The 21,175-nt window shown below is 65.8% G+C and carries 23 protein-coding genes; 17 read left to right on the forward strand and 6 right to left on the reverse strand.

Annotation, left to right across the window (positions count from 1 at the left end):
• Positions 1–24: 24 nt before the first annotated feature.
• Entirely contained in the window at positions 25–516 is a 492-nt protein-coding gene (locus NM962_00395; protein UVO12666.1) for a DUF3830 family protein, read from the forward strand.
• A gap of 65 nt (positions 517–581) precedes the next feature.
• On the opposite strand, the gene NM962_00400 is transcribed toward NM962_00395, so the two are convergent.
• Both NM962_00400 and NM962_00405 read right to left on the reverse strand, forming a co-directional pair.
• Positions 582–1,955 (reverse strand): amidase, encoded by a 1,374-nt coding sequence (locus tag NM962_00400; protein UVO12667.1) that lies wholly within the window; start codon positions 1,953–1,955, stop codon positions 582–584.
• Positions 1,956–1,965: 10 nt separating this feature from the next.
• Complete coding sequence (locus NM962_00405) at positions 1,966–2,934, reverse strand: D-2-hydroxyacid dehydrogenase (protein ID UVO12668.1); 969 nt, start codon at positions 2,932–2,934, stop codon at positions 1,966–1,968.
• Positions 2,935–3,015: 81 nt separating this feature from the next.
• Between NM962_00405 and NM962_00410 the strand changes: the two genes are divergently transcribed.
• Genes NM962_00410 through NM962_00420 form a run of 3 tightly spaced genes read left to right on the forward strand, consistent with a single transcriptional unit; the run spans position 3,016 to position 5,191 of the window.
• Positions 3,016–3,783, forward strand: coding sequence for an Asp/Glu/hydantoin racemase (locus NM962_00410; GenBank protein ID UVO12669.1), 768 nt, complete (start codon positions 3,016–3,018; stop codon positions 3,781–3,783).
• On the forward strand, positions 3,780–4,502 hold the full coding sequence (locus tag NM962_00415; protein ID UVO12670.1) for a maleate cis-trans isomerase: 723 nt from the start codon (positions 3,780–3,782) through the stop codon (positions 4,500–4,502). The genes NM962_00410 and NM962_00415 overlap by 4 nt, the downstream gene beginning before the upstream one ends.
• Complete coding sequence (locus NM962_00420) at positions 4,499–5,191, forward strand: GntR family transcriptional regulator (protein ID UVO12671.1); 693 nt, start codon at positions 4,499–4,501, stop codon at positions 5,189–5,191. Before NM962_00415 ends, NM962_00420 begins: the two co-directional genes overlap by 4 nt.
• 3 nt (positions 5,192–5,194) lie before the next feature.
• On the opposite strand, the gene NM962_00425 is transcribed toward NM962_00420, so the two are convergent.
• The gene (locus tag NM962_00425) at positions 5,195–6,001 is read right to left on the reverse strand and encodes an IclR family transcriptional regulator (GenBank protein UVO12672.1); all 807 of its coding nucleotides are present in this window, start codon (positions 5,999–6,001) and stop codon (positions 5,195–5,197) included.
• Positions 6,002–6,122: 121 nt separating this feature from the next.
• On the opposite strand from NM962_00425, the gene NM962_00430 reads away from it, so the two are divergent.
• From NM962_00430 to NM962_00480, 11 genes are read left to right on the forward strand one after another with little or no spacing between them, the layout of a single operon-like run.
• On the forward strand, positions 6,123–7,550 hold the full coding sequence (locus NM962_00430; protein UVO12673.1) for an aromatic ring-hydroxylating dioxygenase subunit alpha: 1,428 nt from the start codon (positions 6,123–6,125) through the stop codon (positions 7,548–7,550).
• Positions 7,547–8,173 carry a 3-phenylpropionate/cinnamic acid dioxygenase subunit beta gene (locus NM962_00435; protein UVO12674.1) on the forward strand — a complete coding sequence of 209 codons (627 nt, stop codon included), beginning with the start codon at positions 7,547–7,549 and terminating at the stop codon, positions 8,171–8,173. The genes NM962_00430 and NM962_00435 overlap by 4 nt, the downstream gene beginning before the upstream one ends.
• A gap of 17 nt (positions 8,174–8,190) precedes the next feature.
• The gene (locus NM962_00440; protein ID UVO14924.1) at positions 8,191–8,430 is read left to right on the forward strand and encodes a dihydrodiol dehydrogenase; all 240 of its coding nucleotides are present in this window, start codon (positions 8,191–8,193) and stop codon (positions 8,428–8,430) included.
• On the forward strand, positions 8,427–9,227 hold the full coding sequence (gene hcaB / locus NM962_00445; protein UVO12675.1) for a 3-(cis-5,6-dihydroxycyclohexa-1,3-dien-1-yl)propanoate dehydrogenase: 801 nt from the start codon (positions 8,427–8,429) through the stop codon (positions 9,225–9,227). The genes NM962_00440 and hcaB overlap by 4 nt, the downstream gene beginning before the upstream one ends.
• The gene (locus NM962_00450) at positions 9,224–9,952 is read left to right on the forward strand and encodes a class II aldolase/adducin family protein (GenBank protein UVO12676.1); all 729 of its coding nucleotides are present in this window, start codon (positions 9,224–9,226) and stop codon (positions 9,950–9,952) included. Before hcaB ends, NM962_00450 begins: the two co-directional genes overlap by 4 nt.
• Complete coding sequence (pcaH, locus tag NM962_00455) at positions 9,949–10,698, forward strand: protocatechuate 3,4-dioxygenase subunit beta (protein UVO12677.1); 750 nt, start codon at positions 9,949–9,951, stop codon at positions 10,696–10,698. Before NM962_00450 ends, pcaH begins: the two co-directional genes overlap by 4 nt.
• Positions 10,691–11,239 carry a protocatechuate 3,4-dioxygenase subunit alpha gene (gene pcaG, locus NM962_00460; GenBank protein UVO12678.1) on the forward strand — a complete coding sequence of 183 codons (549 nt, stop codon included), beginning with the start codon at positions 10,691–10,693 and terminating at the stop codon, positions 11,237–11,239. Before pcaH ends, pcaG begins: the two co-directional genes overlap by 8 nt.
• Positions 11,236–12,435: a 3-carboxy-cis,cis-muconate cycloisomerase gene (pcaB, locus tag NM962_00465; protein ID UVO12679.1), complete on the forward strand. Its 1,200-nt coding sequence runs from the start codon at positions 11,236–11,238 to the stop codon at positions 12,433–12,435. Before pcaG ends, pcaB begins: the two co-directional genes overlap by 4 nt.
• A complete protein-coding gene (gene pcaC, locus NM962_00470; GenBank protein UVO12680.1) occupies positions 12,432–13,589 on the forward strand; it encodes a 4-carboxymuconolactone decarboxylase in 1,158 nt (385 codons plus the stop codon). Before pcaB ends, pcaC begins: the two co-directional genes overlap by 4 nt.
• Positions 13,586–14,254 (forward strand): 3-oxoacid CoA-transferase subunit A, encoded by a 669-nt coding sequence (locus NM962_00475; protein ID UVO12681.1) that lies wholly within the window; start codon positions 13,586–13,588, stop codon positions 14,252–14,254. Before pcaC ends, NM962_00475 begins: the two co-directional genes overlap by 4 nt.
• The gene (locus NM962_00480; protein UVO12682.1) at positions 14,251–14,925 is read left to right on the forward strand and encodes a 3-oxoacid CoA-transferase subunit B; all 675 of its coding nucleotides are present in this window, start codon (positions 14,251–14,253) and stop codon (positions 14,923–14,925) included. Before NM962_00475 ends, NM962_00480 begins: the two co-directional genes overlap by 4 nt.
• Here the strand turns inward: NM962_00480 and NM962_00485 are convergent.
• Positions 14,922–16,133 carry a PucR family transcriptional regulator gene (locus NM962_00485; GenBank protein UVO12683.1) on the reverse strand — a complete coding sequence of 404 codons (1,212 nt, stop codon included), beginning with the start codon at positions 16,131–16,133 and terminating at the stop codon, positions 14,922–14,924. The genes NM962_00480 and NM962_00485 overlap by 4 nt on opposite strands.
• A gap of 177 nt (positions 16,134–16,310) precedes the next feature.
• On the opposite strand from NM962_00485, the gene NM962_00490 reads away from it, so the two are divergent.
• Positions 16,311–17,765 carry a PE-PPE domain-containing protein gene (locus NM962_00490; protein UVO12684.1) on the forward strand — a complete coding sequence of 485 codons (1,455 nt, stop codon included), beginning with the start codon at positions 16,311–16,313 and terminating at the stop codon, positions 17,763–17,765.
• A gap of 64 nt (positions 17,766–17,829) precedes the next feature.
• On the opposite strand, the gene NM962_00495 is transcribed toward NM962_00490, so the two are convergent.
• Positions 17,830–18,846, reverse strand: coding sequence for a 3-isopropylmalate dehydrogenase (locus NM962_00495; protein UVO12685.1), 1,017 nt, complete (start codon positions 18,844–18,846; stop codon positions 17,830–17,832).
• Complete coding sequence (gene serA, locus NM962_00500) at positions 18,843–20,429, reverse strand: phosphoglycerate dehydrogenase (protein UVO12686.1); 1,587 nt, start codon at positions 20,427–20,429, stop codon at positions 18,843–18,845. Before serA ends, NM962_00495 begins: the two co-directional genes overlap by 4 nt.
• A gap of 273 nt (positions 20,430–20,702) precedes the next feature.
• Here serA and NM962_00505 point away from each other — a divergent pair, with 273 nt between their 5' ends.
• Positions 20,703–21,173, forward strand: a complete 471-nt coding sequence (locus NM962_00505; GenBank protein UVO12687.1) for a DUF4262 domain-containing protein — start codon at positions 20,703–20,705, stop codon at positions 21,171–21,173.
• The last annotated feature ends 2 nt before the right edge of the window (positions 21,174–21,175 follow it).

A 21,175-nucleotide genomic window follows, 5' to 3' on the forward strand; every position in this document is an offset into this window, starting at 1 on the left:
CGGCCGGGAAGGAAAGGGAATGCTGTGGCACGTTTCCTGTCCATCACGCTGACCGGACGAGGGGTGTCTTGCCGGGCGCGACTGCTCGACGAGCAGGCGCCCCTGACCTGCGCGGTGGTCTGGGAGGCGTTACCCGTCGCAGGCCAGGCCTTTCACGGCAAGTACGCCCGCAACGAGGTCTACACGCTGTTGCCGCCGTTGGGCACACCGGGCCGGGAGAACACCACGGTCACGCCGATCCCCGGCGACGTCTGCTTCTTCGACTTCGACGCCGGTGACATCGGAAACCCCGCCTACGGCTATGACAAGGACGGCCAAGCGAATTCACCGCTGGGCGCCACCGACTTGGCGATCTTCTACGGCCGCAACAACCTGCTGATCAACGGCGATGTCGGGTGGGTGCCCGGCAATGTTTTCGCCACGATCGAGGACGGCCTGACCGAGATGGCCGCCGCATGCAACGACTTGTGGATGGCCGGCGCGGTCGGCGAACAATTGGCCTTCACAAGGGCTTGATCGCCGAGCAGACGCAAAATCGTCCAAAACAGGCGAGTTTTGCGGGATTTTGCGTCTGCTCGCCGTCAGGAGCCCAGCACCCGCTCGGCGAACAGACCGGCCGCCAACACCAGATCGTCGCTGTGCCGGGGCCCGACGATCTGCATGCCGATCGGCAACCCCTCCGATGTGGTGCCGATCGGGATGCTCAGCGCCGGCTGTTGAGTCATGTTGAACGGGTAGGTGAAAGGCGTCCACTGCGCCCACCACCGCATATCGGATTCGACCGGCACGTCGTGGCCGGCGGTGAAGGCCGCAATCGGCAGGGTCGGCGTGATCAGCAGGTTGTGCCGTTCGTGGAAGCGCCCCATGGCCACTCCCAGATCCACACTGACCTGGCGGGCCGCCAGATAGTCGACGCCGGACACCGCCGTCCCCCGATCCCACATGTCCGCCAGCCCGGGGTCGACGAGCCCGCGGTCGCTTTCCCGGCCACGCAGGCTGCCCGCCGCCCCGGTTGCCCACAGCACCTCGAACGCGTCGATCGGATCGGCGAAGCCGGGATCGGCCGCCAAGACGTTCAATCCCGCGTCGGCCAGCGCCTTTACCGCCTCGGCCACCGCGGATTCGATCTGCGGGTCGACGTCGACATATCCCAGAGTCGGCGAATACGCGACGTCGAGACCGACCACGTCGCGCCGGACCTCGCCGCGGTAGGTCGTCAAAGTCGCCGGCAACGATGTGGGGTCACGAAAGTCCGGCAGCGCGATGATGTCCATCAGCACCGCAGCGTCTTCGACGGTCCGGGTTATCGGGCCGGCGTGCGCCAGCGGCCCGAACGGGCTGATCGGATACATCGGCACTCGGCCATGAGTGGGCTTGAAGCCGACCACACCGCAGAAGCTTGCGGGAATCCGGATACTGCCACCACCGTCGGTGCCGATAGCCAAGGGCACCATTCCGGCGGCGACCGCGGCGGCGCTGCCGCCCGAGGAGCCACCCGCGGTGCGACTGGTGTCAACGGGGTTGCGGGTGATGCCGGTGCGCGGGCTGTCGGTGACGCCTTTCCACGCCAGTTCCGGGGTGGTCGTCTTACCGAGCAGCACCATGCCGTCGTCGCGGATCTTGTCCACCGCCGGGCTGTCGTCGGGCCACGGCCCCGCCGCGTCGGCAAGCAGCGATCCCCGCAAAGTCGGCCAACCGGCCGTATGAAAGACGTCTTTGATCGCGATCGGCACCCCGTCGAGCAGGCCCTTGGTGTAGTTGCCACCCCAGCGGACTTCGGACTTACGGGCCTCCGACAGCGCAGTCTCTTCGTCGACCAGGCAGAAGGCGTTGACCTCGCCGTCGCGTTCACTGATGGCCGCGATCGCGGCCGCGGTGGCTTCCACCGGGGAAAGCTCGCCGGAGGTATAGGCGGCAACCAGTTGCAGGGCGGTCAGTTCGGTCGGCTCGGTCATCTCAGCCCCCTCAGCCAGTTCCACTGGATGCGTACCGGGTCATCTGCTTGTCAACGACGTTGTGCAGTGGCTGCCCAGCGACATATCGCCTGAAGTTGGCGATGAACTGTTGCTGCAACAGATTCCGCCAACCCCGGATGTCACCGCTGTTATGCGGCGTCAGGCTGACGTTGGGCGCACTCCACAGCGGATGATCGGCCGGAAGCGGCTCTGGGTCGACGACATCGAGGGCCGCGCCCGCAATGACGCCGGACTGCAGCGCCGCCACCAGAGCGCCGGTGTCCACCAGCTCGCCACGCCCCACGTTGATCAGTCGCGCAGTCGGCCGCATCGCGTCAAGAACGCCGGCATCGACCATGCTCCGGGTCTGCGGTGTCAATGGCGCGGCCAGCACCACATAGTCGGCATCGGCGACTGCGGCGAGCACGTCGGTGGTGATCGAGCCGAAGTCGGGATCCTCGCGGGCACAGCGGCCGACGCCTTGCACCGACATACCAACGGCCCGCAGCAACCGGGCGGTAGCCCGCCCGACAGGCCCCGGCCCGACGATCGTGACCGAGGCACCGGCAATCGGCTCGCTGTCGAAGTGCTCCCACCGGTGGGCACGCTGAGCTTCCCCGGAGCGCCGGAAGTCCTTGGCGAAGGCCAGGATCTGCCCCAGCACATACTCGGCAATGGGTTCCTCGAAGATGCCGCGCGAATTGGTGACCACGACATCGCTGTCGATCATCCCAGGGAACAGCACGGCGTCCACACCGATCGCGGCGACTTGGACCCAGCGCAACGCCTCGGCAGAAGGCCACACCGATTCCAGTGCAGGAGAAGAGAAGTCATATAAGAACAGCACGTCGGCACCGACAATCCCGTCGGCCAGCCGCGACGACGGAACCATGCGCAGCTCCGCGTCTGCGCTGATCGAATCGAGTTGGGCGGGAACCGACTCACCGTGCTGGACGGTCACCACCGGCCGCGCGTCCACATTGACACCGTAAAAACAGATCGTATGATTGTCAACAATCCAGGGCTGGCCTGGGGGTGGAACGTCGGTATGGGGAAACCCATGGATCTGTCCCAGTTTCCGGAGTTGCCGGACTTCGACGGGCCGGTCGATCAACGCGGTGTCGGCATCATCGCGCCGTTCGATCTGGCTATCGAACGCGAACTGTGGCGCTGGATCCCCGCCGAGGTGACGCTGCACCTGGCCCGCACTCACTACGAACCGGTCCCGGTCAGCCGGGCCATGGCGGAGCTGGTTTCTGACACCAACCACCTACAGGCGGCGACCCGAGACGTTCTACACGTCGAACCGGAAGTGGTTGCCTATCTGTGCTCGTCGGGCAGCTTCATCCACGGCGTCGAGTATGAGAAGACCTTGGTCTCTGCGATCGAAGCCGCCGGCGCCAAGATGGCGGTCACCACGTCGGGAGCACTGGCCGAAGCGATTATCGCGCTGGATATCGCACGGATCAGCGTGCTGACCCCCTACGACGAGGAGCTGACCGACCTGCTGCGCGTGTTCTTGAATCAGCTCGGGGTGTCTGTGCTGCACTCGGATCACCTGGGACTGGGCGGGGGCATCTGGAAAGTCAACTACCGCACCGTGGCCGAACGGATCTTGGCTGCGGATCGCCCAGAGTCGCAGGCCGTCTTCGTCAGCTGCACCAACCTGCGTACCTACGACATCATCGCGCCGCTAGAGCAGATGCTAGGCAAGCCGATCCTCACGGCCAACCAACTCACGATGTGGGCATGCCTGGGCCGGATGGACCTGCCGATGATGGGCCCAGGCCGATGGCTCCGCGACGTCTTCACCGGAGCCCCGCAATGACCGCCGCGCAACCCACCGTCGGGTTCATCTATCCCGACCACGCCGCCGAGTCCGACTACCCGCGCGCCGCCCGTCTGCTGGACGTGCACCTGCCCGTGGTGCACATCTACGGCACCGACCTGCATGCCCTACCAGAGCTGATGGATCTCGGCAGCCCAGACAAACTCGCCCGCGGTGCGGCATTGCTGGCACCGCAACGGCCCGCCGCGGTGATCTGGGCGTGCACATCGGGCAGCTTCGTGTTTGGACCTACGGGCGCGGCCGAGCAGGTCGAGCGGCTGGCAGCGGAAGCCGGTGTTCCCGCATCGAGCACCTCGTTCGCGTTCGTGCATGCGCTAGCCGCGCTCGGTTGCCGCCACGTTGCGGTCGCGGCCAGCTATCCGCGCGACATCGCTCAGCTGTTCGTGGACTTCGTTGCCGCCCAGGGCGTCACCGTCGAAGCCATGGGCGATGCCGGCATCCCCACGGCCGCTCAGGTGGGCCGGTTGACGCCAAGTCAGGTCCGGGAGTTGGCGCTGCGCAATGATTCTCCCCGGGCAGACGCACTGTTGATTCCCGACACCGCCATGCACACCGTCGATCAGGTCGACGAACTCGAGGAACTGCTCGGCAAGCCGGTACTGACAGCCAATGTGGTGACGGTGTGGGAAGGTTTGCGCATCGCCGGGATCACCCGGCGGACCGCCGGGCTGGGCGCATTGTTCGAGGATGGGCGATGACAATCTCACACGATGCCGGGTTCGAGCCACTGAGCCGGGCCTCGACGGCCGAGCTGATCGCCGAACGACTGCGGGAGGCGATCACCCGTGGCCGGCTGTTGCCGGGTCAGCAACTCGGCGAAGCGAGTCTGGCCGCGCAGTTTGCGGTGTCGCGTGGGCCGGTGCGTGAGGCGATGCAGCGGCTGGTGGCCGAAGGGTTGCTGCGTAGCGAACGCAACCGGGGCATCTTCGTCGTCGAGCTCACCGATGACGACGTCCGCGACGTGTATCAGGCCCGCAAAGCCATCGAACGCGCCGCGGTGATCGAAGTGCTCGGCGGTGACCCCCGCGGCGCGGCGGCGCGATTGCGTGGCCCGGTGGAGGCCCTGCGGGTGGCCGCCGCCCAAGGCGACGGCACCGCGGCGGCCGACGCCGACCAGGCGTTCCATGAGGTGCTGGTCGAGTGTGCCGGCAGTCCACGACTGCACCGCGCGATGCGGACCCTGCTTTCGGAAACTCGCATCCTGCTCGGCGAACTCGAAGAGGCCTACCCCGACCTGCGCGAACAAGTTGCCGAACATGTCGTGCTGCGCAAGGCGATCGGCGCCGGAGATGAAAACCTGGCGATTCGACTGATCGATGAGCACATGGACGATGCGGTACGTCGCCTCTTGGCGCGGCGGGCGCAGCTGCTCTTGGCCCCGTCGTAGCGCCTAGCCGATCTGGTCGCCGATCTCGTTGGCCGCCTCGACCAGCACAGCTGCCACCGCCCGGTACTGCGAACTGCTCAGACGGTGAACGGGCGCTGCGGCATTGAGCGCCAGCAGCACGCCCGGCGCACGCGTGGGAATCGGCACCGCGACCGAGGCAACGCCGTCCTCACTTCCCTCCCGGTTCACCGCGTAGCCCTGCCGTCGAATCCGACCGAGCTCGCGTTGCAGCTCCGTGCGGGTGCTCACCGAATATTTCGTCACACGCTGCAGCTCTTCGTCGGGATACAGCCGGGCGATGTCGGCATCAGACAGGCGCGCCAGTAACGCCTTGCCGGTCGATGTGCAGTGCGCAGGCATGGCGCGTCCCAGGCGTGAGGCGACCCGCACCGCGGCCTGCGCCTCGGCGGCTGCGATGAAGCGAACGGTGGCGCCCTCAAGTACGCCCAGATGCACCGACTCGTTGAGGCGGTCGCTGAGACGCAGCAGCACCGGCTTTGCCGCACCCTCGATATCGATGCGGTTGAACACCGAAAACGCCACGCTCATCAGCGCCGGTCCCGGGTGATACGCCTTGGACGCCGGATCCTGGCGCACGAAGCCCCGATACTGCAGCATCGCCAACAGACGGTGAGCGGTGGAGGATGCGACGCCCAAGTGATTCGCCGCGTCGGTCAAACGGATCTGCGGCTGCTCCCCCAGTAACAGCAGAAGCTTCAGCGCCCTATCCACCGATCCGATCGGATACTGCGGCACACCCCGATCCAGGGCCGCGTCGCCGGGTGGCCAAATAGGCTCGTTGTTCTGCATACCAGAGACACTACTCAACGTTGTTGACCTTTGAGCCCTGATCCTGGCAGAGTTTTTTCACGCCCCGGGGATTTTCTCTGCATACCAGATATCGTGGGCCTTCAAGACTGGAGACGCATCGATGAGTGATCACCGGCATGTCCTCGATGAGGTCCGGCGGGGAATGATCCCAGCGCACATCTACAACGACGCCGAAATATTCGAACTCGAGAAGGAGCGGCTCTTCCGTCGCGCCTGGATGTTCGTCGCGCATGAGTCGGAGATCCCCCAAGACGGCGACTACGTCGTGCGACGCCTGCTCAACGATTCCTTCATCATTGCGCGGGACTCCAAGGGCGACGTGCGGGCCATGTTCAACATGTGCCTGCATCGCGGGATGCAGATCTGTCGCGCCGAGATGGGCAATGCCTCCAATTTCCGGTGCCCCTACCACGGCTGGTCGTATCGCAACGACGGGCGCATCACCGGCCTGCCGTTCCACCAAGAGGCCTATGGCGGCGAGGCCGGATTTTCCAAGCGAGGCCAGACGCTCTTGCCGGCACCGAGCCTCGCCAGTTACAACGGTCTGATCTTCATCAGCCTCGACCCGCAGGCTCCCCCGCTCGACGAGTTTCTTGGCGACTTCAAGTTCTATCTCGACTTCTACACCAAGCAGAGCCGCAGCGGTCTTGAGGTGCGCGGCCCGCAACGGTGGCGTATCAAAGCGAATTGGAAGATCGGCGTCGAGAACTTCGCCGGGGACATGTATCACACCCCGCATACCCACGCCTCTGTCGTTGATATCGGGCTGTTTCGTGAACCGAAGGCGCAGAAGCGCAAAGACGGTGCGACGTACTGGGCGACTTGCGGCGGCGGTACGACCTACAAGCTGCCGCCCGGCAACTTTGAGGAACGGATGCGCTACGTCGGCTACCCCGACGACATGGTGGGGCGAATCAGGGACGTGTGGTCCGCCGACCACCAGCGCATGGTCGCCGACGACGGCTTCATGATCTCGGCGGCATCGTGCTTTCCCAACATGAGCCTGGTTCACAACTGGCCGAAGATTCAAGACAGCGAAGATGTGTTGCCGTTCATATCGATTCGCACCTGGCAGCCGATCAGTGCGAACGAAACCGAGGTGTACTCGTGGTTCGCGGTCGACGCGGCCGCCCCCGAGCAGTTCAAGAAGGACTCCTACAAGGCCTACCTGATGTGCTTTGGCTCCACGGGCATGTTCGAACAGGATGACGTGGAGAACTGGGTGTCGCTGACCAACACCGCTGCCGGCTCCATGGCCCGTCAACTGTTGCTCAACGGACGGATGGGCCTGCTCGCTGACGACAGCCCAGTGGTCGACGCGTTGCCACCGGAGCTGTTCCATGGCCCAGGCACCGCTCAAGTCGGCTACAACGAGAACAATCAGCGGGCGATCCTTCGGATGTGGGCCGATCACCTCCAGATGGCTCCGGTAACGATGGATACCGCATCGATGGGCAAGCAGCGCGACGGAATCACCCCCCTTGTGCAGACCAACGGCACGTCGGCGTGCGAGGAGGCCCGGGTATGACATCCGCCGAGAAAAGTCAGCGGCCCGGGTTTGCCCGACCAAAAGACGCCGGCGGCCCGTGGGAACTGGCAGTTCTGGGTGACCATGCGCCCAAGAAGGTCCGTACCGCTAAGCCGTTGCCGTTCAACGACGCCCGACACCTACAGGCGCATCAGTTCTTGGTCGACGAGGCCTATCTGCTCGACGCACAGCAGTACACCGAATGGCTCGACACCCTCACCGAGGACATCCACTACTTCATGCCGGTGCGGGTGACCACCGCTTCTGGCGCTGGATTCGACACTTCGCCCGGCATGGCCCATTTCGACGAGAACAAGTACTCGTTGAACCGGCGCGTCGCGCGCTTTGCGACCGAGCACGCCTGGACCGAAGACCCGCCGTCACGGCTACGCCATCACGTCACCAACGTCCGCACCTTTGCCTGCGACGATGATCAGCACCTGATCGTCGAGTCGGCCGAGCTGCTGTTCCGTAGCCGCGGCGATGTGAACGAGGCGGCGTTCGTCTCCTGCGGCCGTGAAGACCTGCTGCGGCGCACAGATGGCCAATGGAAGTTGGCGCGGCGCACCATCTATGTCGACGAGTCGGTCCTGCGTATGCAGAACCTGGCGGTCTTCCTGTGAGCGCACTCGACGACCTCATGGCCAATGCGGTCGGCGACGCCATAACCATCGCGAACGAATTCACCGAAGTGACGCTGCACCGGGTTGATACCCGCAACGGATCGCGGCTGCTGATCACCTCGCCGAAGTCGGGGCAATGGATCAGTCTCGACGCCCTGGAACTTGAAGCATTGACCTGGCAAAACGCCTACACTCTGGCGGCGATGGTCGGCAACATGCATCAACCGCTCCTCTCCGACGACAGTGACCTGCCGTGACACGATGGCTGGACGGTAAGCGGGCGCTGGTCGTCGGCGCCGGCTCGGGCATCGGCCGAGCAGTCGTCGACGCCTATCTCGACGAGGGAGCCCAGGTCGCGGTGTTGGAACGCGATCAGTCGAAATGCGCTGCGTTGGCAAGTCAATTGCCGGGAGTTCCAGTGACACAGGGAGATGCCACGACTGCCGAGGCGAACCAGCGCGCCGTCGCTACCGCCGTTGCGGCTTTCGGTGGCCTGGATACGCTGGTCAACTGCGTCGGGATTTTTGACTTCTACAAGGGCATCACCGATATCTCTGCCGAAGAGCTGGAGCCGGCGTTTGACGAGATGTTCAAGACGAACGTGCTGAGTCAGCTGCAGTCGGTGAAGGCCGCCATCCCGGCGCTGCAAGCCCAGGAGCGGTCGTCGATCGTCCTCACCGAGTCTGCGTCGTCGTTCTATCCAGGCCGCGGCGGTGTGCTGTACGTGGCGTCGAAGTTCGCCGTACGCGGCCTGGTCAGCACTCTCGCCTACGAACTCGCCCCGCACATCCGGGTCAACGGCGTTGCACCGGGCGGAACGTTGAACACCGACCTGCGCGGCTTGCAGAACCTGTCGCTCGACCATATCCGGCTGGACGACACCCCCAACCGGGCACGTGATCTCGCGGCACGCACCCCCCTCAATGTGGCGCTCACCCCGCAGGACCACGCCTGGAGCTACGTCTTCCTGGCATCAGACCGGTCCCGCGGTATCACGGCCGGGACTACACATCCCGACGGTGGGTTCGGAATGACGACCGGGGGTACCGCGTGACCGCCGACGATCTGGCGCCGCTGCGACTTGAGGTTGCGCAGGCCTGCCGAGTCGCTGCCGCCCGGGGTCTGGTGGACGGCATTCTCGGACACATCAGTGCCCAAGTCGACGAACAACACCTACTCGTGCGGTGTCGCAGCGACTCAGACGACGGCGTGGCATTCACTCGCCCCGACGACATTCGGCTCATCCGCTTTGACGGAACACCGGGCATGCCAGGTGAACTGGACGGATATCGGGTGCCCAACGAGCTGCCGATCCACGTCGAAACTCTGCTGGCTCATCCCGAACACCGGGCGGTGGCCCACCTGCATCCCCCGGCCGTCGTGGCCGCCGACCTGGCGGGAATCACGATCGAGCCCATCTACGGGGCCTTCGACATCCCTGGTGCATGGCTCGCGCTCCGAGGCATCCCGGTGTACGCGCGGGCCGTGCTGATCCGCACCGCGGAACTCGGCAAAGAAATGGTTGCCGCCATGGCGGGCAAGCCGGTGGTGATCTGTCGCGGCCATGGAATCACCAGTGCAGCTGCCACGGTTCGCCAGGCTGTCCTGCAAGCGATCAGCCTGGACCAATTGGCTTCGATGTCACTGCGGGTCCACTGCGCGGGCGGCACCTGCAAGCCGATCGATGAGGCAGATTGGGCAGATCTGCCCGACCTCGGCCCCGCATTCACCGCGGACGCCGCCTGGCGCCATGAACTGGCCCGGCTGGAGCAGCGATGACCGGTCAGGGGAAGATCAGCGCCGAAATCGAGGCGATCCAGGACGATTACCGGCATGCGGGCCTCGAGGAAACCCAGCCCAGGCTCGACTATCCGCCGTACCGCAGCAGCGTGCTTCGGCATCCCAAAAACGCCCTACTCCTGGCAGACCCAGAGGCCGCCGAACTGCAGGCACCCTGTTTCGGCCAGGACGACGTCGCCCTGCTGGACGCCGATCTGACGGCCCAGCACACGGGCACACCGATCGGTGAGCGCACCGTGGTGACCGGCCGGATCGTCGACCGCAATGGCAGGCCGGCACGCCGCCAACTCGTCGAGATCTGGCAGGCCAACGCCAGCGGACGCTACATCCACCAGGGGGATCAGCATTCCGCACCGTTGGACCCCAATTTCACCGGAGCGGGGCGATGCCTCACCGACGACGACGGGTTCTACCGGTTCACAACGATCAAGCCCGGCCCCTACCCCTGGCGCAACCACCACAACGCCTGGCGGCCCGCGCACATCCACTTTTCCTTGTTCGGAACTGATTTCGCGCAGCGGATGATCACTCAGATGTACTTCCCCGGCGACCCGCTGTTCGCGTTGGACCCGATCTATCAATCGATCACCGACCAGAAAGCCCGCGACCGGCTCGTCGCGGTCTACGACCACGACATCACCAGTCACGAATGGGCCACCGGATACCGGTGGGACATCGTGCTCACCGGCCCAGCCGCAACGCCGTTCGAGGATCACGATGACTGAGCTGACGGCCACGCCCGGGCAGACCATCGGACCGTTCTTCGGCTATGCGTTGCCGTTCGAACACGGCAACGAGCTCGTACGCCCTGGCTCGACCGGTGCCATCGGGCTACACGGCACCGTCACCGATGGCGTCGGGGCGCCCGTTCCCGACGCGCTGTTGGAGATCTGGCAGGCCGATGCGGGCGGCGCCGTGCCAACGTCCAGTTCGCTTCGCCGCGACGGCGATACCTTCAGCGGGTGGGGACGCGCCGCGACAGATACCAATGGCCACTACAGCTTCACGACGGTGAAACCTGGTGCGCTCCACCAGTCGACACCATTCATCACCGTCGCCGTGTTTGCCCGCGGCCTGCTGAACCGGTTGTTCACCCGTGCCTATCTGCCCGGCGATCGCCTCCATGCAGATCGCTTGCTGAATTCCGTGCCGGCTGAGCGTCGCCATACCCTCATCGCGGTGCCCGACGAGGGTGGCTTTCGGTTCGACATCAGGCTGCAGGGCGCCGACGAGACGGTATTCCTGCGCTATCGGGGGCAACCATGACCGACTTGTTGTGGCCCGGCGACCACCGGGCCGGGCCGATCTTCAGCGACGCGGCGTACCTGGCTGCGATGCTGCGGGTCGAAAGTGCCTGGCTCGATGTGCTTGTCGACGCCGGTACCGCGCCGGCCTCGGCGCGGACCGACCTGGCAAGGACGATCTCGGCAGCGGACATGGAGGCGGTGGCCGTGGCTGCCGAGATCACCGGCAACCCGGTGCCGGGCCTGCTCGAGTTACTCCGCGAACGCACCGGTGGCGAACCGGCACGCTGGCTACATCGCGGTCTAACCAGCCAGGACGTCGTCGACACCGCGCTGATGCTCTGCCTGCGAGACGCATTGGATCGGGTTCGCCACGAGCTCAGCACCCAAGTACGCACCCTGGCCGCGCTGGCCGCGACCTACCGTGACAGCCCCATGCTTGCCCGCACCTTGACGCAGCCCGCGTTGCCCACCACAGTCGGCATGAAGTTTGCCAACTGGCTGACCGGACTTTTGGACGGCGCCGACTGTGTCGCCGTACTACCGCGGCTTTCGGTGCAGGTCGGCGGCGCCGCGGGAACTCTGGCCGCTGCCACCGAGTTAGCCGGTTCACCCACCGATGCCATGAGCCTGTCCGGACGATTGGCCGCAACCCTTGGCCTTGCTGACGGCCCGCCGTGGCACACCACTCGCTCAGTCATCACCCGCGCCGGCGACGCACTGGTGACATGTTGCGACGCCTGGTCCCACATCGCCAATGACGTTGCGATGAGCAGTAGGCCCGAGATCGCTGAATTGGCCGAGGGCCGCGGCGGCGGTTCGTCGACGATGCCGCACAAGAACAATCCGGTGTTGTCCGTACTGATCCGCCGTGCTGGCTTGGTGGCACCGCCGCTGGCCGCCAGCTTGCACGCCGCGTCAGCGGGCAGCATCGATGAGCGTTCCGACGGCGGCTGGCATGCCGAATGGGCGGCCCTGCGGACCTTGTCCCGCTATACCGTCGTAGCTGCCGCGCAGACAACAGATCTGCTGGCTAATCTGGTCATCGACACCGATCGCGCCACGACGAATCTCGCCGCCGCGGGCGACCTGCTCGGTGAGCAGCGCGCGATGACCGAACTCACCGGGAAAGCCACTCGGGGCGACTACACCGGGGCAGCAAGCCATCTCATCGATGCAGTGCTGCAGCGCGCGCACCACCACTTGGAGGCAACATGAGCGTGCCGCGGCTGGTCGGCACCGACTTCGGCGGCCCGCCGAACGCGGACCTGATCGTGCTCGGGCCATCGCTCGGGACCTCCGCAACCGCGCTGTGGGGCTTGGCCGCTGAACAGCTCGCCGAGCGGCTGCGCGTCGTCGCGTGGGACCTTCCCGGCCACGGTCGTAGTCCAGGAGCTCCCTTCCGGATGCCGGACCTGGCGGCAGGCGTGCTGGCCTTGGTTGACGAGATCGCACCGCGCGCGGCGTTCCATTACGCCGGCAATTCGATCGGTGGCGCGGTCGGCTTGCAGTTGCTGCTGGATGCCCCCGAACGGGTGTCGAGTGCCACGCTGCAATGCACCGGCGCCGCCGTCGGCCGAACCGAGGACTGGGCGACACGTGCGGACACCGTGCGCACATCGGGCACCGGCGCGGTCGTCGAGGCTTCCCTGCAGCGCTGGTTCGCACCCGGTTTCATCGATCGAGCGCCGGAGCTGGTGGCGGCACTGGTTGATGCGTTGCGCGGCGCCGACGACGAATCGTATGCCCAAGCCTGCGAGGCACTGGCCGACTTCGATGTCACCGCACGACTCGGTCAGATCGCTGCACCGGTGTTGGCCATTGCCGGTTCCCATGATGGCGCTACTCCCCCGGAGCTGCTGGGGCGCATCGCTTCCGGTGTCCAACACGGCCGCCTGGTGGTGCTCGACGATGTCGGCCACCTTGCACCGGTCGAGGCCCCCAACGCGACGGTCAACCTCATTCTCTCCCATCTGATGGTGCCGGATCCGGTCTACACCTCGGGAATGTCGGTGCGCCGACAGGTCCTGGGCGACGAACACGTCGACCGCACGATCGCACGCACCACCGAGTTCACCGCCGACTTTCAAGACCTGATCACCCGTTACGCGTGGGGCAACATCTGGACCCGAGACGGCCTCGACCGACGCAGTCGCTCGATCGTCACCCTGACCGCCCTGGTGGCTCGGGGCCACCATGAGGAGCTGGCCATGCATCTGCGCGCGGCGCGCCGCAACGGCCTGTCCAACGACGAGATTAAAGAGGTGCTGTTGCAGACCGCCATCTATTGCGGTGTACCCGATGCCAATACCGCGTTCCGCATCGCCGCACAGGTGCTGGCCGACCACGACAACTCAGAGGGCGAACGGTGAGCCGTGCCGTAGTCTGTGACACCGCCGCCGAAGCGGTATCCGGAGTCGCCGACGGCGCAACGGTTTTGGTAGGCGGATTCGGCTTGGCAGGCCTTCCCACCGTGCTGATCGATGCACTGATCGCCCAGGGAGCCCGCGATCTGACCATAGTCAGCAACAACGCAGGCAATGCTGATATCGGACTGGCAGCGCTGCTGGCCACCGGCCGCGTCCGCAAGGTCATCTGTTCGTTTCCCCGCCAGTCGGATTCCTACGTGTTCGACGGCCTATATCGCGACGGCAAGATTGAGCTGGAACTGGTACCACAAGGCAACCTCGCCGAATGCATCCGCGCTGCCGGTGCGGGTATCGGAGCGTTCTACTGCCCCACCGGAGTGGGCACGCTGCTCACCGAGGGCAAGGAGATTCGGACCATCAACGGGCGGGACTACGCGCTGGAGTACCCCATCCACGCGGATGTCGCATTGATCCGCGCCTACGTCGGTGATCGCGCGGGCAATCTGGTGTATCGCAAGACCGCCCGCAACTTCGGCCCGGTGATGGCTACCGCTGCGGCGCTGACGGTCGCTGAAGTGTCCCGTGTCGTCGACACCGGCGAGCTGGATCCCGAAGCGATCGTCACTCCGGGCATCTACGTCGATCGGATCCTGGAGACGAGCTCGTGACGCGGACGCCAGCCACCACAGTTGAGCATGTTGATCGCGGCCCCCTGACCCGCGACGAACTGGCCGCCGTCATCGCCCGGGATATCCCGGCGGGCTCCTATGTCAATCTCGGCATCGGGCAGCCCACACTGGTCGCCGATCACCTATCACCCGACGACGCGGTGATACTGCACACCGAAAACGGCATGCTGGGCATGGGGCCCGCCGCACCGGGCGACGACGTCGATCCCGATCTCACCAATGCCGGCAAGATCGCGGTGACCGAGATGCCCGGGGCCTCCTATTTCCATCACGCCGACTCCTTCGCGATGATGCGCGGCGGACACCTCGACGTGTGCGTGCTGGGAGCCTTACAGGTCAGCCAGAACGGCGACCTGGCCAACTGGCATACCGGGGAACCGGGCGCGATCCCGGCCGTCGGAGGAGCAATGGACTTGGCGATCGGTGCCAAGAAGGTCTTCGTGATGATGGATCTGTTCACCAGGGACGGTGCCGCCAAACTGGTTCCGTCGTGCACTTACCCTCTGACCGGTCTGCGTTGCGTCAGCAGGGTCTACACCGAGCACGCCATCATTGATATCGACACGGCTACCGGAACGATCCGGGCACGCGAAACCTTCGGCACCACCATCGCTGACCTTGCGGCGAGATTGCCCGTCGATTTCGGCTAACGCCAGAGCAGGGCTTCCAATGCGACCGCGATATGCACGCTGTTCTCTTCCAGTGGCCTGGGCAACAGTTCATCTGCCCTAGAAACCCTGCGCAGCAAGGTGTTTCGATGTGTATACAGGCGCGCGGCCGCCCGGGAAGCGTTGCACTGCTCGCCGATGAAGGTGAGCACGGCACGGTGGAGCTCCTCGTCAGCTGACTCGAAATCTCCGAGCGCGTGCTTGACGAAACGATCGGCCCGTTCGGGATCGGCGGTGATCAGCGCGATCAGCTCAACGTCGGTGAACCGGGCGACCTGCTGGTGAGAGTTGGATCGCGCCATCGTGTGTTGAGCAGTGATCGCATCGAAGTGACTGCGCCGGAAGCCCTCTATCCCCGATTCCGTGGGCCCCACTGCGATGCGGATCCCGGGCAGGTCCCGGACCGCGTCGGCCAGGCGGGTCAGGTCCGGCCCCTCGACGCCCGGCAACCATGTCCAGCGGGTCGCGGAGCTGACCACGATCGACAGCGATGGCCGGCTGCTCGGACCGCCGGTCAAAACCTCCGCGGCGCGGTCTAGGTCCGCGAGCGTGGTCTCCGACTCGGTACCCCAGATCACCGCTGCGGTGTGGTGCTGATCGAGGCGGTAGCCCAGTTGAGTCTCGACATGCCGCCGATCGACCGGCGCCCCGTCGAGGATGAGCGCGACGGCCTGCCGGCGTTCGGCGTGCGTCCCCCCGGTCAGCTCTTCGCGCTCGCTCTGGATCTGGCGGTAGACCTCGGTGACCGTGGCGTCGATGAACGATCCAATCGACTGCGCGGACACGTCGAGCAGCTCGTGCAGTTCGTCGGGATCCGACGTCAACCGAAACGCGAACCGCATCCAGAACCGCCACGCCGCGTTCTGTCCAAGCCGGTAGGCATCCACCGACCACGGGATGTCGATTCCGCGCCGAATCAAGTCTCGAGCAATAGCGAGCGGTTCTCTGGTGTTCGGCGGAACCGGTTCGCCAGGACGACTGATATTGGCGGCCGCCCAGTGCAAGAGGTTTGATCGATTGTTGCGGCGGATCGCGTCGGCAAGCACCGGGTCGCTCCCGATACCCTGCATGTGCTCGGAGGCAAGGATGGCCCGGTCCAGCTCACCGAGCTGCGGCTCCGGCACGTTGACCATCAACTCTGCGCCCTGCCGCATCAGCTCGCATACCCGCGCCGACGGCCGCTCCCACATTCGGCGGAGCCTAACCGGTGAGGGCAAATTGCACCAAGAATCCGGTTGTTTTGGTAGGAAATTATCTTGCTCCGACCGGGAGCCACTCTAGATTATTAGGTTTCCATCACAGTCAGATCAGTTTTTTTCATGTGCGCTCTTTTCGCTTTGCGCCCGTGGCCCAGTAAGGAGATGTTTGTGTCGTCAACGCTTCGTCCCTATGCGACGGCCGGGGTGGCCCTGGTGGGAGCCGGCCTGATCGCCGTCAGCTCGGTAGCAGGGCCCTCGCTTGCCGCCGCACTGCCGGCAGTACAGCTCACGTCAACCGGCGGCGGCTACGTGGTCGACTCCCCCAACAATCTGGTGGGGTTGATCGTCGGCGGCAGCGGTATGCCATTGCCGCAACAGACCCCGGGCTACGTCGAGAACATGGACGAGCTGTACATCCAACGTATGCTGCCCGGCGCCCTCAGCGTTCCGGTGTTCACACCGGAGGGCGCCCAACCGATCTTCTCCGGCATCAAGAGCCTGCCGCTCGATGTTTCGGTGGCTCAGGGCACTGCGATGGTGCACCAGTACGTCACCGACAACGTCGCCGCCGGCAACACCGTCGTGGTCTCCGGCTACTCCCAGAGCACGGCGATCGCCGCGAACCTGATGACTCAACTGCAGGACGAGGGCGTACCCGCCGATGCGGTGAAGTTCCTGTTGACGGGTGCGGTCACCAATCCCGACGGCGGCCTCTTCGAGCGGTTCGGGATGACGATCCCGGCGTTCCAAACCACGTTCGCCGGCTACGCCCCACCGGACACCCCGTACGAGACCTCGATCTACTCACTGGAGTACGACGGCTTCGCCGACTTCCCTAAGTACCCGCTGAACATTCTGTCGGTCCTCAACGCGGAGCTGGGTGAGCTCTTCGTGCACCCGCTGTATTCCGAACTGACCGCTGAACAGGTCGACAACGCCATCCAAGTGGGGACCACCGCGGACTACGACGGCGTCACCACCTACTACATGATTCCCCACGACGAACTGCCGTTGCTGCTGCCCCTGCGGATGCTTCCGGTCCTGGGCCAGCCGCTGGCCGACCTGCTGAATCCGGTACTGACACAGCTGGTCAACCTGGGCTACGACAACCCGAACAATGACGGCTGGGACGAGGGAACAGCCAACGTGCCCACCGGTTTCGGGATCTTCCCGCGCTGGGAACAGGTGATGGTGGCGCTCAACAATCTCGGTCCTGCCGCCGAGCAGGGCTTCAACGCCTTCGTCCAAGATATCAACGACCTGCTGTCGAACCCGTCGTCACTGTTCACCGGCATTTCCGATTCCGGCACCGCACCAACGGACCTGTTCTCCTCGCCGATGGACTTCATCAACACACTCACCGGTGCGTTCGCCCAGCTGTATTCGCTGTTGCTGCCGGCTGCCGACAGCCTGACGACCTTGGCGATCACGGTGCCGACTCAGGTGGCAAACATCCTGCTGAGCAACCTCGACGACCCGCTGACCGGATTGGGCCTGGCCGCCGGAACCTTCGTCGCCGGAGTCACCCAGGTGGGTGCCATCGAATTGGGTACGACAGTCGAGACACTTGCGTCGGTCCTGGGCGATTTCGGCATCAGCATCCCGTTCTTGGACGAACTCTGACAACAAACGCGGTGCGGCCCAACCGAGTTGGGCCGCACCGCGTTCATTGTCGAGAGGCGATCGCCTAGAGCAGGCTCAAAATCCGGTCTCCGGTGGCGACGGTCGACAGCTTCTGTCCACCGCGGGTGGCCAGGTGCTGCTCGACGGCCGCGTCAACTCGGGCCGCAGCCTCGTGCTCGCCGATGTGGTTGAGCAGCATGGCCACCGAGGTCACGGCCGCGGTCGGGTCGGCGATGCCCTGCCCGGCGATGTCGGGTGCACTGCCGTGCACCGGCTCGAACATTGACGGGTTGGCGCCGGTGGCATCAATGTTGCCGCTGGCCGCCAGTCCGATCCCGCCGCAGACAGCACCGGCGAGGTCGGTGATGATGTCGCCGAACAGGTTGTCGCTGACGATCACGTCGAACCGACCGGGGTCGGTGACCAGGTAGATCGTGGCGGCGTCGACGTGGGTGTAGGCGGTCTCGACGTCGGGGTAGTCCTTGGCGATCTCGGCTACCGTACGGGTCCACAGCGACCCCGCGTAGGCCAGCACGTTGTTCTTGTGCACCAGGGTCAGGTGCTTACGCCGGGCGCGGGCCTTCTCGAAGGCGAATCGGACCACCCGGGCCACCCCGAACGCGGTGTTGACGCTGACCTCGGTGGCGACCTCGTGGGGGGTGCCGACCCGCAGCGCCCCGCCGTTGCCGGTGTAGGGACCCTCGGTGCCTTCGCGCACCACCAGGAAGTCGATCTCCGGCGGGTCGGCCAGCGGGCTCGCCACCCCGGGGTACAACCGGCTGGGACGCAGGTTGACATGGTGGTCCAGGGCGAAGCGGGCATGCAGCAGCAGGCCACGCTCCAGCACACCCGACGGCACCGACGGGTCACCGATCGCGCCGAGCAGGATCACGTCGTGGCCGCGGATCTCGTCGAGCACCGAGTCCGGCAGGACCTCGCCGGTGGCGTGATAGCGCTTGGCGCCCAGGTCATATTCGGTCTTCTCAGTGCCCGGGAGCACCGCGTCGAGCACCTTGACGGCCTCGGCGATGACCTCCGGGCCGATCCCGTCGCCGGGAATGACAGCAAGCTTGAGGCTCATGTCAGGTCTACCTCTTCAATCTTGTTGGCGCCGACTGCAGCAGTGATCGCCGACTGCACGTCGGCGGGCACCTGGCGGTCGACCCGCAGCAGGATGGTGGCCGCGGGGCCTTCGGCGTCTTCGGACAGCTGCGCGGCGTGGATGTTGATGCCCGCCGAGCCCAGCAGAGTGCCTATCTTGCCGAGCGCGCCGGGCTGGTCGGAGTAGTTGATGATCAGGTTGACGCCTTGGGCCCGCAGGTCGAAGTGCCGGCCGTTGATCTCGACGATCTTCTCCACCTGCTGGGTGCCCGACAGCGTGCCTGCAACCGTGACGGTTGCGCCCTCGGCGCTGACCGCCTTGAGCTCGACGACGCTGCGGTGGTTGGGGCTTTCGGTGGCGGTGCCGATCTCGGCGTCGACACCGCGTTCGGCGGCCAGGGCCGGCGCGTTGACGAAGGTCACCGGGTCTTCGATGACCGCCGAGAACAGGCCGCGCAGCGCCGACAAGCGCAGCACCCCAACGTCTTCGGAGGCCAGTTCGCCGCGTGCCTGTACCGACAGCGACACCGGCAGCCCGTCGGAGAGCGCACCCGCCAGCAGGCCGAGCTTGCGCACCAGGTCCAGCCAGGGTGCGACTTCCTCGCTGACTGCGCCACCGCCGACGTTGACCGCGTCGGGAACGAATTCCCCGGCCAGCGCCAGCTTCACGCTCTTGGCGACGTCGGTGCCGGCCCGGTCCTGCGCCTCGGCGGTCGATGCGCCCAGGTGCGGGGTCACCACCACCTGCGGCAGGTCGAACAGCGGCGAGTCGGTGCACGGTTCGGTGGCGAATACGTCCAGGCCGGCGGCCCGGACATGGCCGCTGGTGATCGCCTCGGCCAGTGCCGCCTCGTCGATCAGCCCGCCGCGGGCCGCGTTGACGATGATCACCCCGGGCTTGGTCTTGGCCAGGTTTTCTTTGCCGATCAGCCCCGCGGTCTCGGGCGTCTTGGGCAGGTGCACGGAGATGAAGTCGGCGCGGCCGAGCAGCTCGTCGAGGCTGAGCAGCTCGATGCCGAGCTGGGCGGCGCGGGCCGCCGACACGTACGGGTCGTAGGCGACGATGTGGGCGCCGAACGCGGCCAGCCGCGCCGCGACCAGCTGCCCGATGCGCCCCAGGCCGACCACGCCGACGGTGTGGTCGTAGATCTCGGTGCCCGAGAACGACGACCGCTTCCACTGTTTGCCGTGCAGCGAGGCGTCGGCGGCGGGGATCTCGCGGGCAGCGGCGAGCATCAGCGCGATCGCATGCTCGGCGGCGCTGTGGATGTTCGAGGTCGGGGCGTTGACCACCAGCACACCTCGGGCGGTGGCAGCCTCCACGTCGACGTTGTCCAAGCCGACCCCGGCGCGCGCCACGATCTTGAGCTTGGTGCCGGCCGCGAGGACCTCGGCGTCGACGGTGGTGGCCGAGCGCACCAGCAGCGCGTCGGCTTCCGGTACCGCGGCCAGCAGCTTCTCCCGGTCCGGGCCGTCCACCCAGCGAACCTCGACCTGGTCGCCGAGGGCGGCGACGGTGGATTGGGCGAGTTTGTCAGCGATCAAAACCACGGGCAGAGTCACCCGGACAGCCTAGTGGCCGGTCGCAAGCGCGGCGGAGCCGGGCGCTGGGGGCACCTCCCGCTTGCGGGGGACGGGCCGGCCACCACCAGCACAGCGCCGGTCGCAAGCGCGGCGGAGCCGGGCGCAGCGGGCCGCCGCCCGTCCCGAGATTGCACTGAGGCGAGCGCTGCCGATTTCACCTGCCTGAGTTCGATCTCGCGACGCGACGCCCATTTCTTGTCGGACCGTCGGCGCACCCTGAGGTCAATTCGACTCGAAGGAAGGGGCACACCTATGTGCTGGAAATGCGATCACCCGGACAGCACCGTCGAGCAGTGGCTGGATGCCATTCGCGCCATGGTGGACAAACACGGTTGGGCGGTGCAATACGTGGAGAGTGACCACGCACCGTACGCCTACACGGTCGGCTTGCATGAACACGGCCTACCTGAGTTGCTGGTGACGGGTCTGCCGCCGGAGAAAACCGCCCGGTTGCTCAACGGTGTGGCCGCCTACCTGCTGAGGGGCGGACGACCGCTGCCCGGCGAATGGATCGAGGGACCCGACGGTCAGCTGATAGCCGTGGTTGCGGTGGAGCATCCGGACGCGCACATGAACGTGGCAATCGCGTTCTACGGCCGCAGTGTGCGGGCGTTGCAGCTGGTGTGGCCAGACGAGCGCGGCCACCGGCCGTGGTGCCCCGAATTCGACAACGGCGGCGTTCGGCAGCCGGTGCTGGGGGTGCGCCCCGATTTGGCCGCATAGCG

The organism is Mycobacterium sp. SVM_VP21 (genome assembly GCA_024758765.1).
Classification (GTDB): domain Bacteria; phylum Actinomycetota; class Actinomycetes; order Mycobacteriales; family Mycobacteriaceae; genus Mycobacterium; species Mycobacterium heraklionense_C.

Bases quoted from the DNA above. Each gene is read 5' to 3' on its own strand.
- NM962_00400 (UVO12667.1), bottom strand. From the start codon at position 1,955: ATGACCGAGCCGACCGAACTGACCGCCCTGCAACTGGTTGCCGCCTAT.
- NM962_00410 (UVO12669.1), top strand. From the start codon at position 3,016: ATGGATCTGTCCCAGTTTCCGGAGTTGCCGGACTTCGACGGGCCGGTC.
- NM962_00415 (UVO12670.1), top strand. From the start codon at position 3,780: ATGACCGCCGCGCAACCCACCGTCGGGTTCATCTATCCCGACCACGCC.
- NM962_00420 (UVO12671.1), top strand. From the start codon at position 4,499: ATGACAATCTCACACGATGCCGGGTTCGAGCCACTGAGCCGGGCCTCG.
- NM962_00425 (UVO12672.1), bottom strand. From the start codon at position 6,001: ATGCAGAACAACGAGCCTATTTGGCCACCCGGCGACGCGGCCCTGGAT.
- NM962_00430 (UVO12673.1), top strand. From the start codon at position 6,123: ATGAGTGATCACCGGCATGTCCTCGATGAGGTCCGGCGGGGAATGATC.
- NM962_00435 (UVO12674.1), top strand. From the start codon at position 7,547: ATGACATCCGCCGAGAAAAGTCAGCGGCCCGGGTTTGCCCGACCAAAA.
- NM962_00440 (UVO14924.1), top strand. From the start codon at position 8,191: ATGGCCAATGCGGTCGGCGACGCCATAACCATCGCGAACGAATTCACC.
- pcaH (UVO12677.1), top strand. From the start codon at position 9,949: ATGACCGGTCAGGGGAAGATCAGCGCCGAAATCGAGGCGATCCAGGAC.
- pcaG (UVO12678.1), top strand. From the start codon at position 10,691: ATGACTGAGCTGACGGCCACGCCCGGGCAGACCATCGGACCGTTCTTC.
- pcaB (UVO12679.1), top strand. From the start codon at position 11,236: ATGACCGACTTGTTGTGGCCCGGCGACCACCGGGCCGGGCCGATCTTC.
- pcaC (UVO12680.1), top strand. From the start codon at position 12,432: ATGAGCGTGCCGCGGCTGGTCGGCACCGACTTCGGCGGCCCGCCGAAC.
- NM962_00485 (UVO12683.1), bottom strand. From the start codon at position 16,133: ATGTGGGAGCGGCCGTCGGCGCGGGTATGCGAGCTGATGCGGCAGGGC.
- NM962_00495 (UVO12685.1), bottom strand. From the start codon at position 18,846: ATGAGCCTCAAGCTTGCTGTCATTCCCGGCGACGGGATCGGCCCGGAG.
- NM962_00505 (UVO12687.1), top strand. From the start codon at position 20,703: ATGTGCTGGAAATGCGATCACCCGGACAGCACCGTCGAGCAGTGGCTG.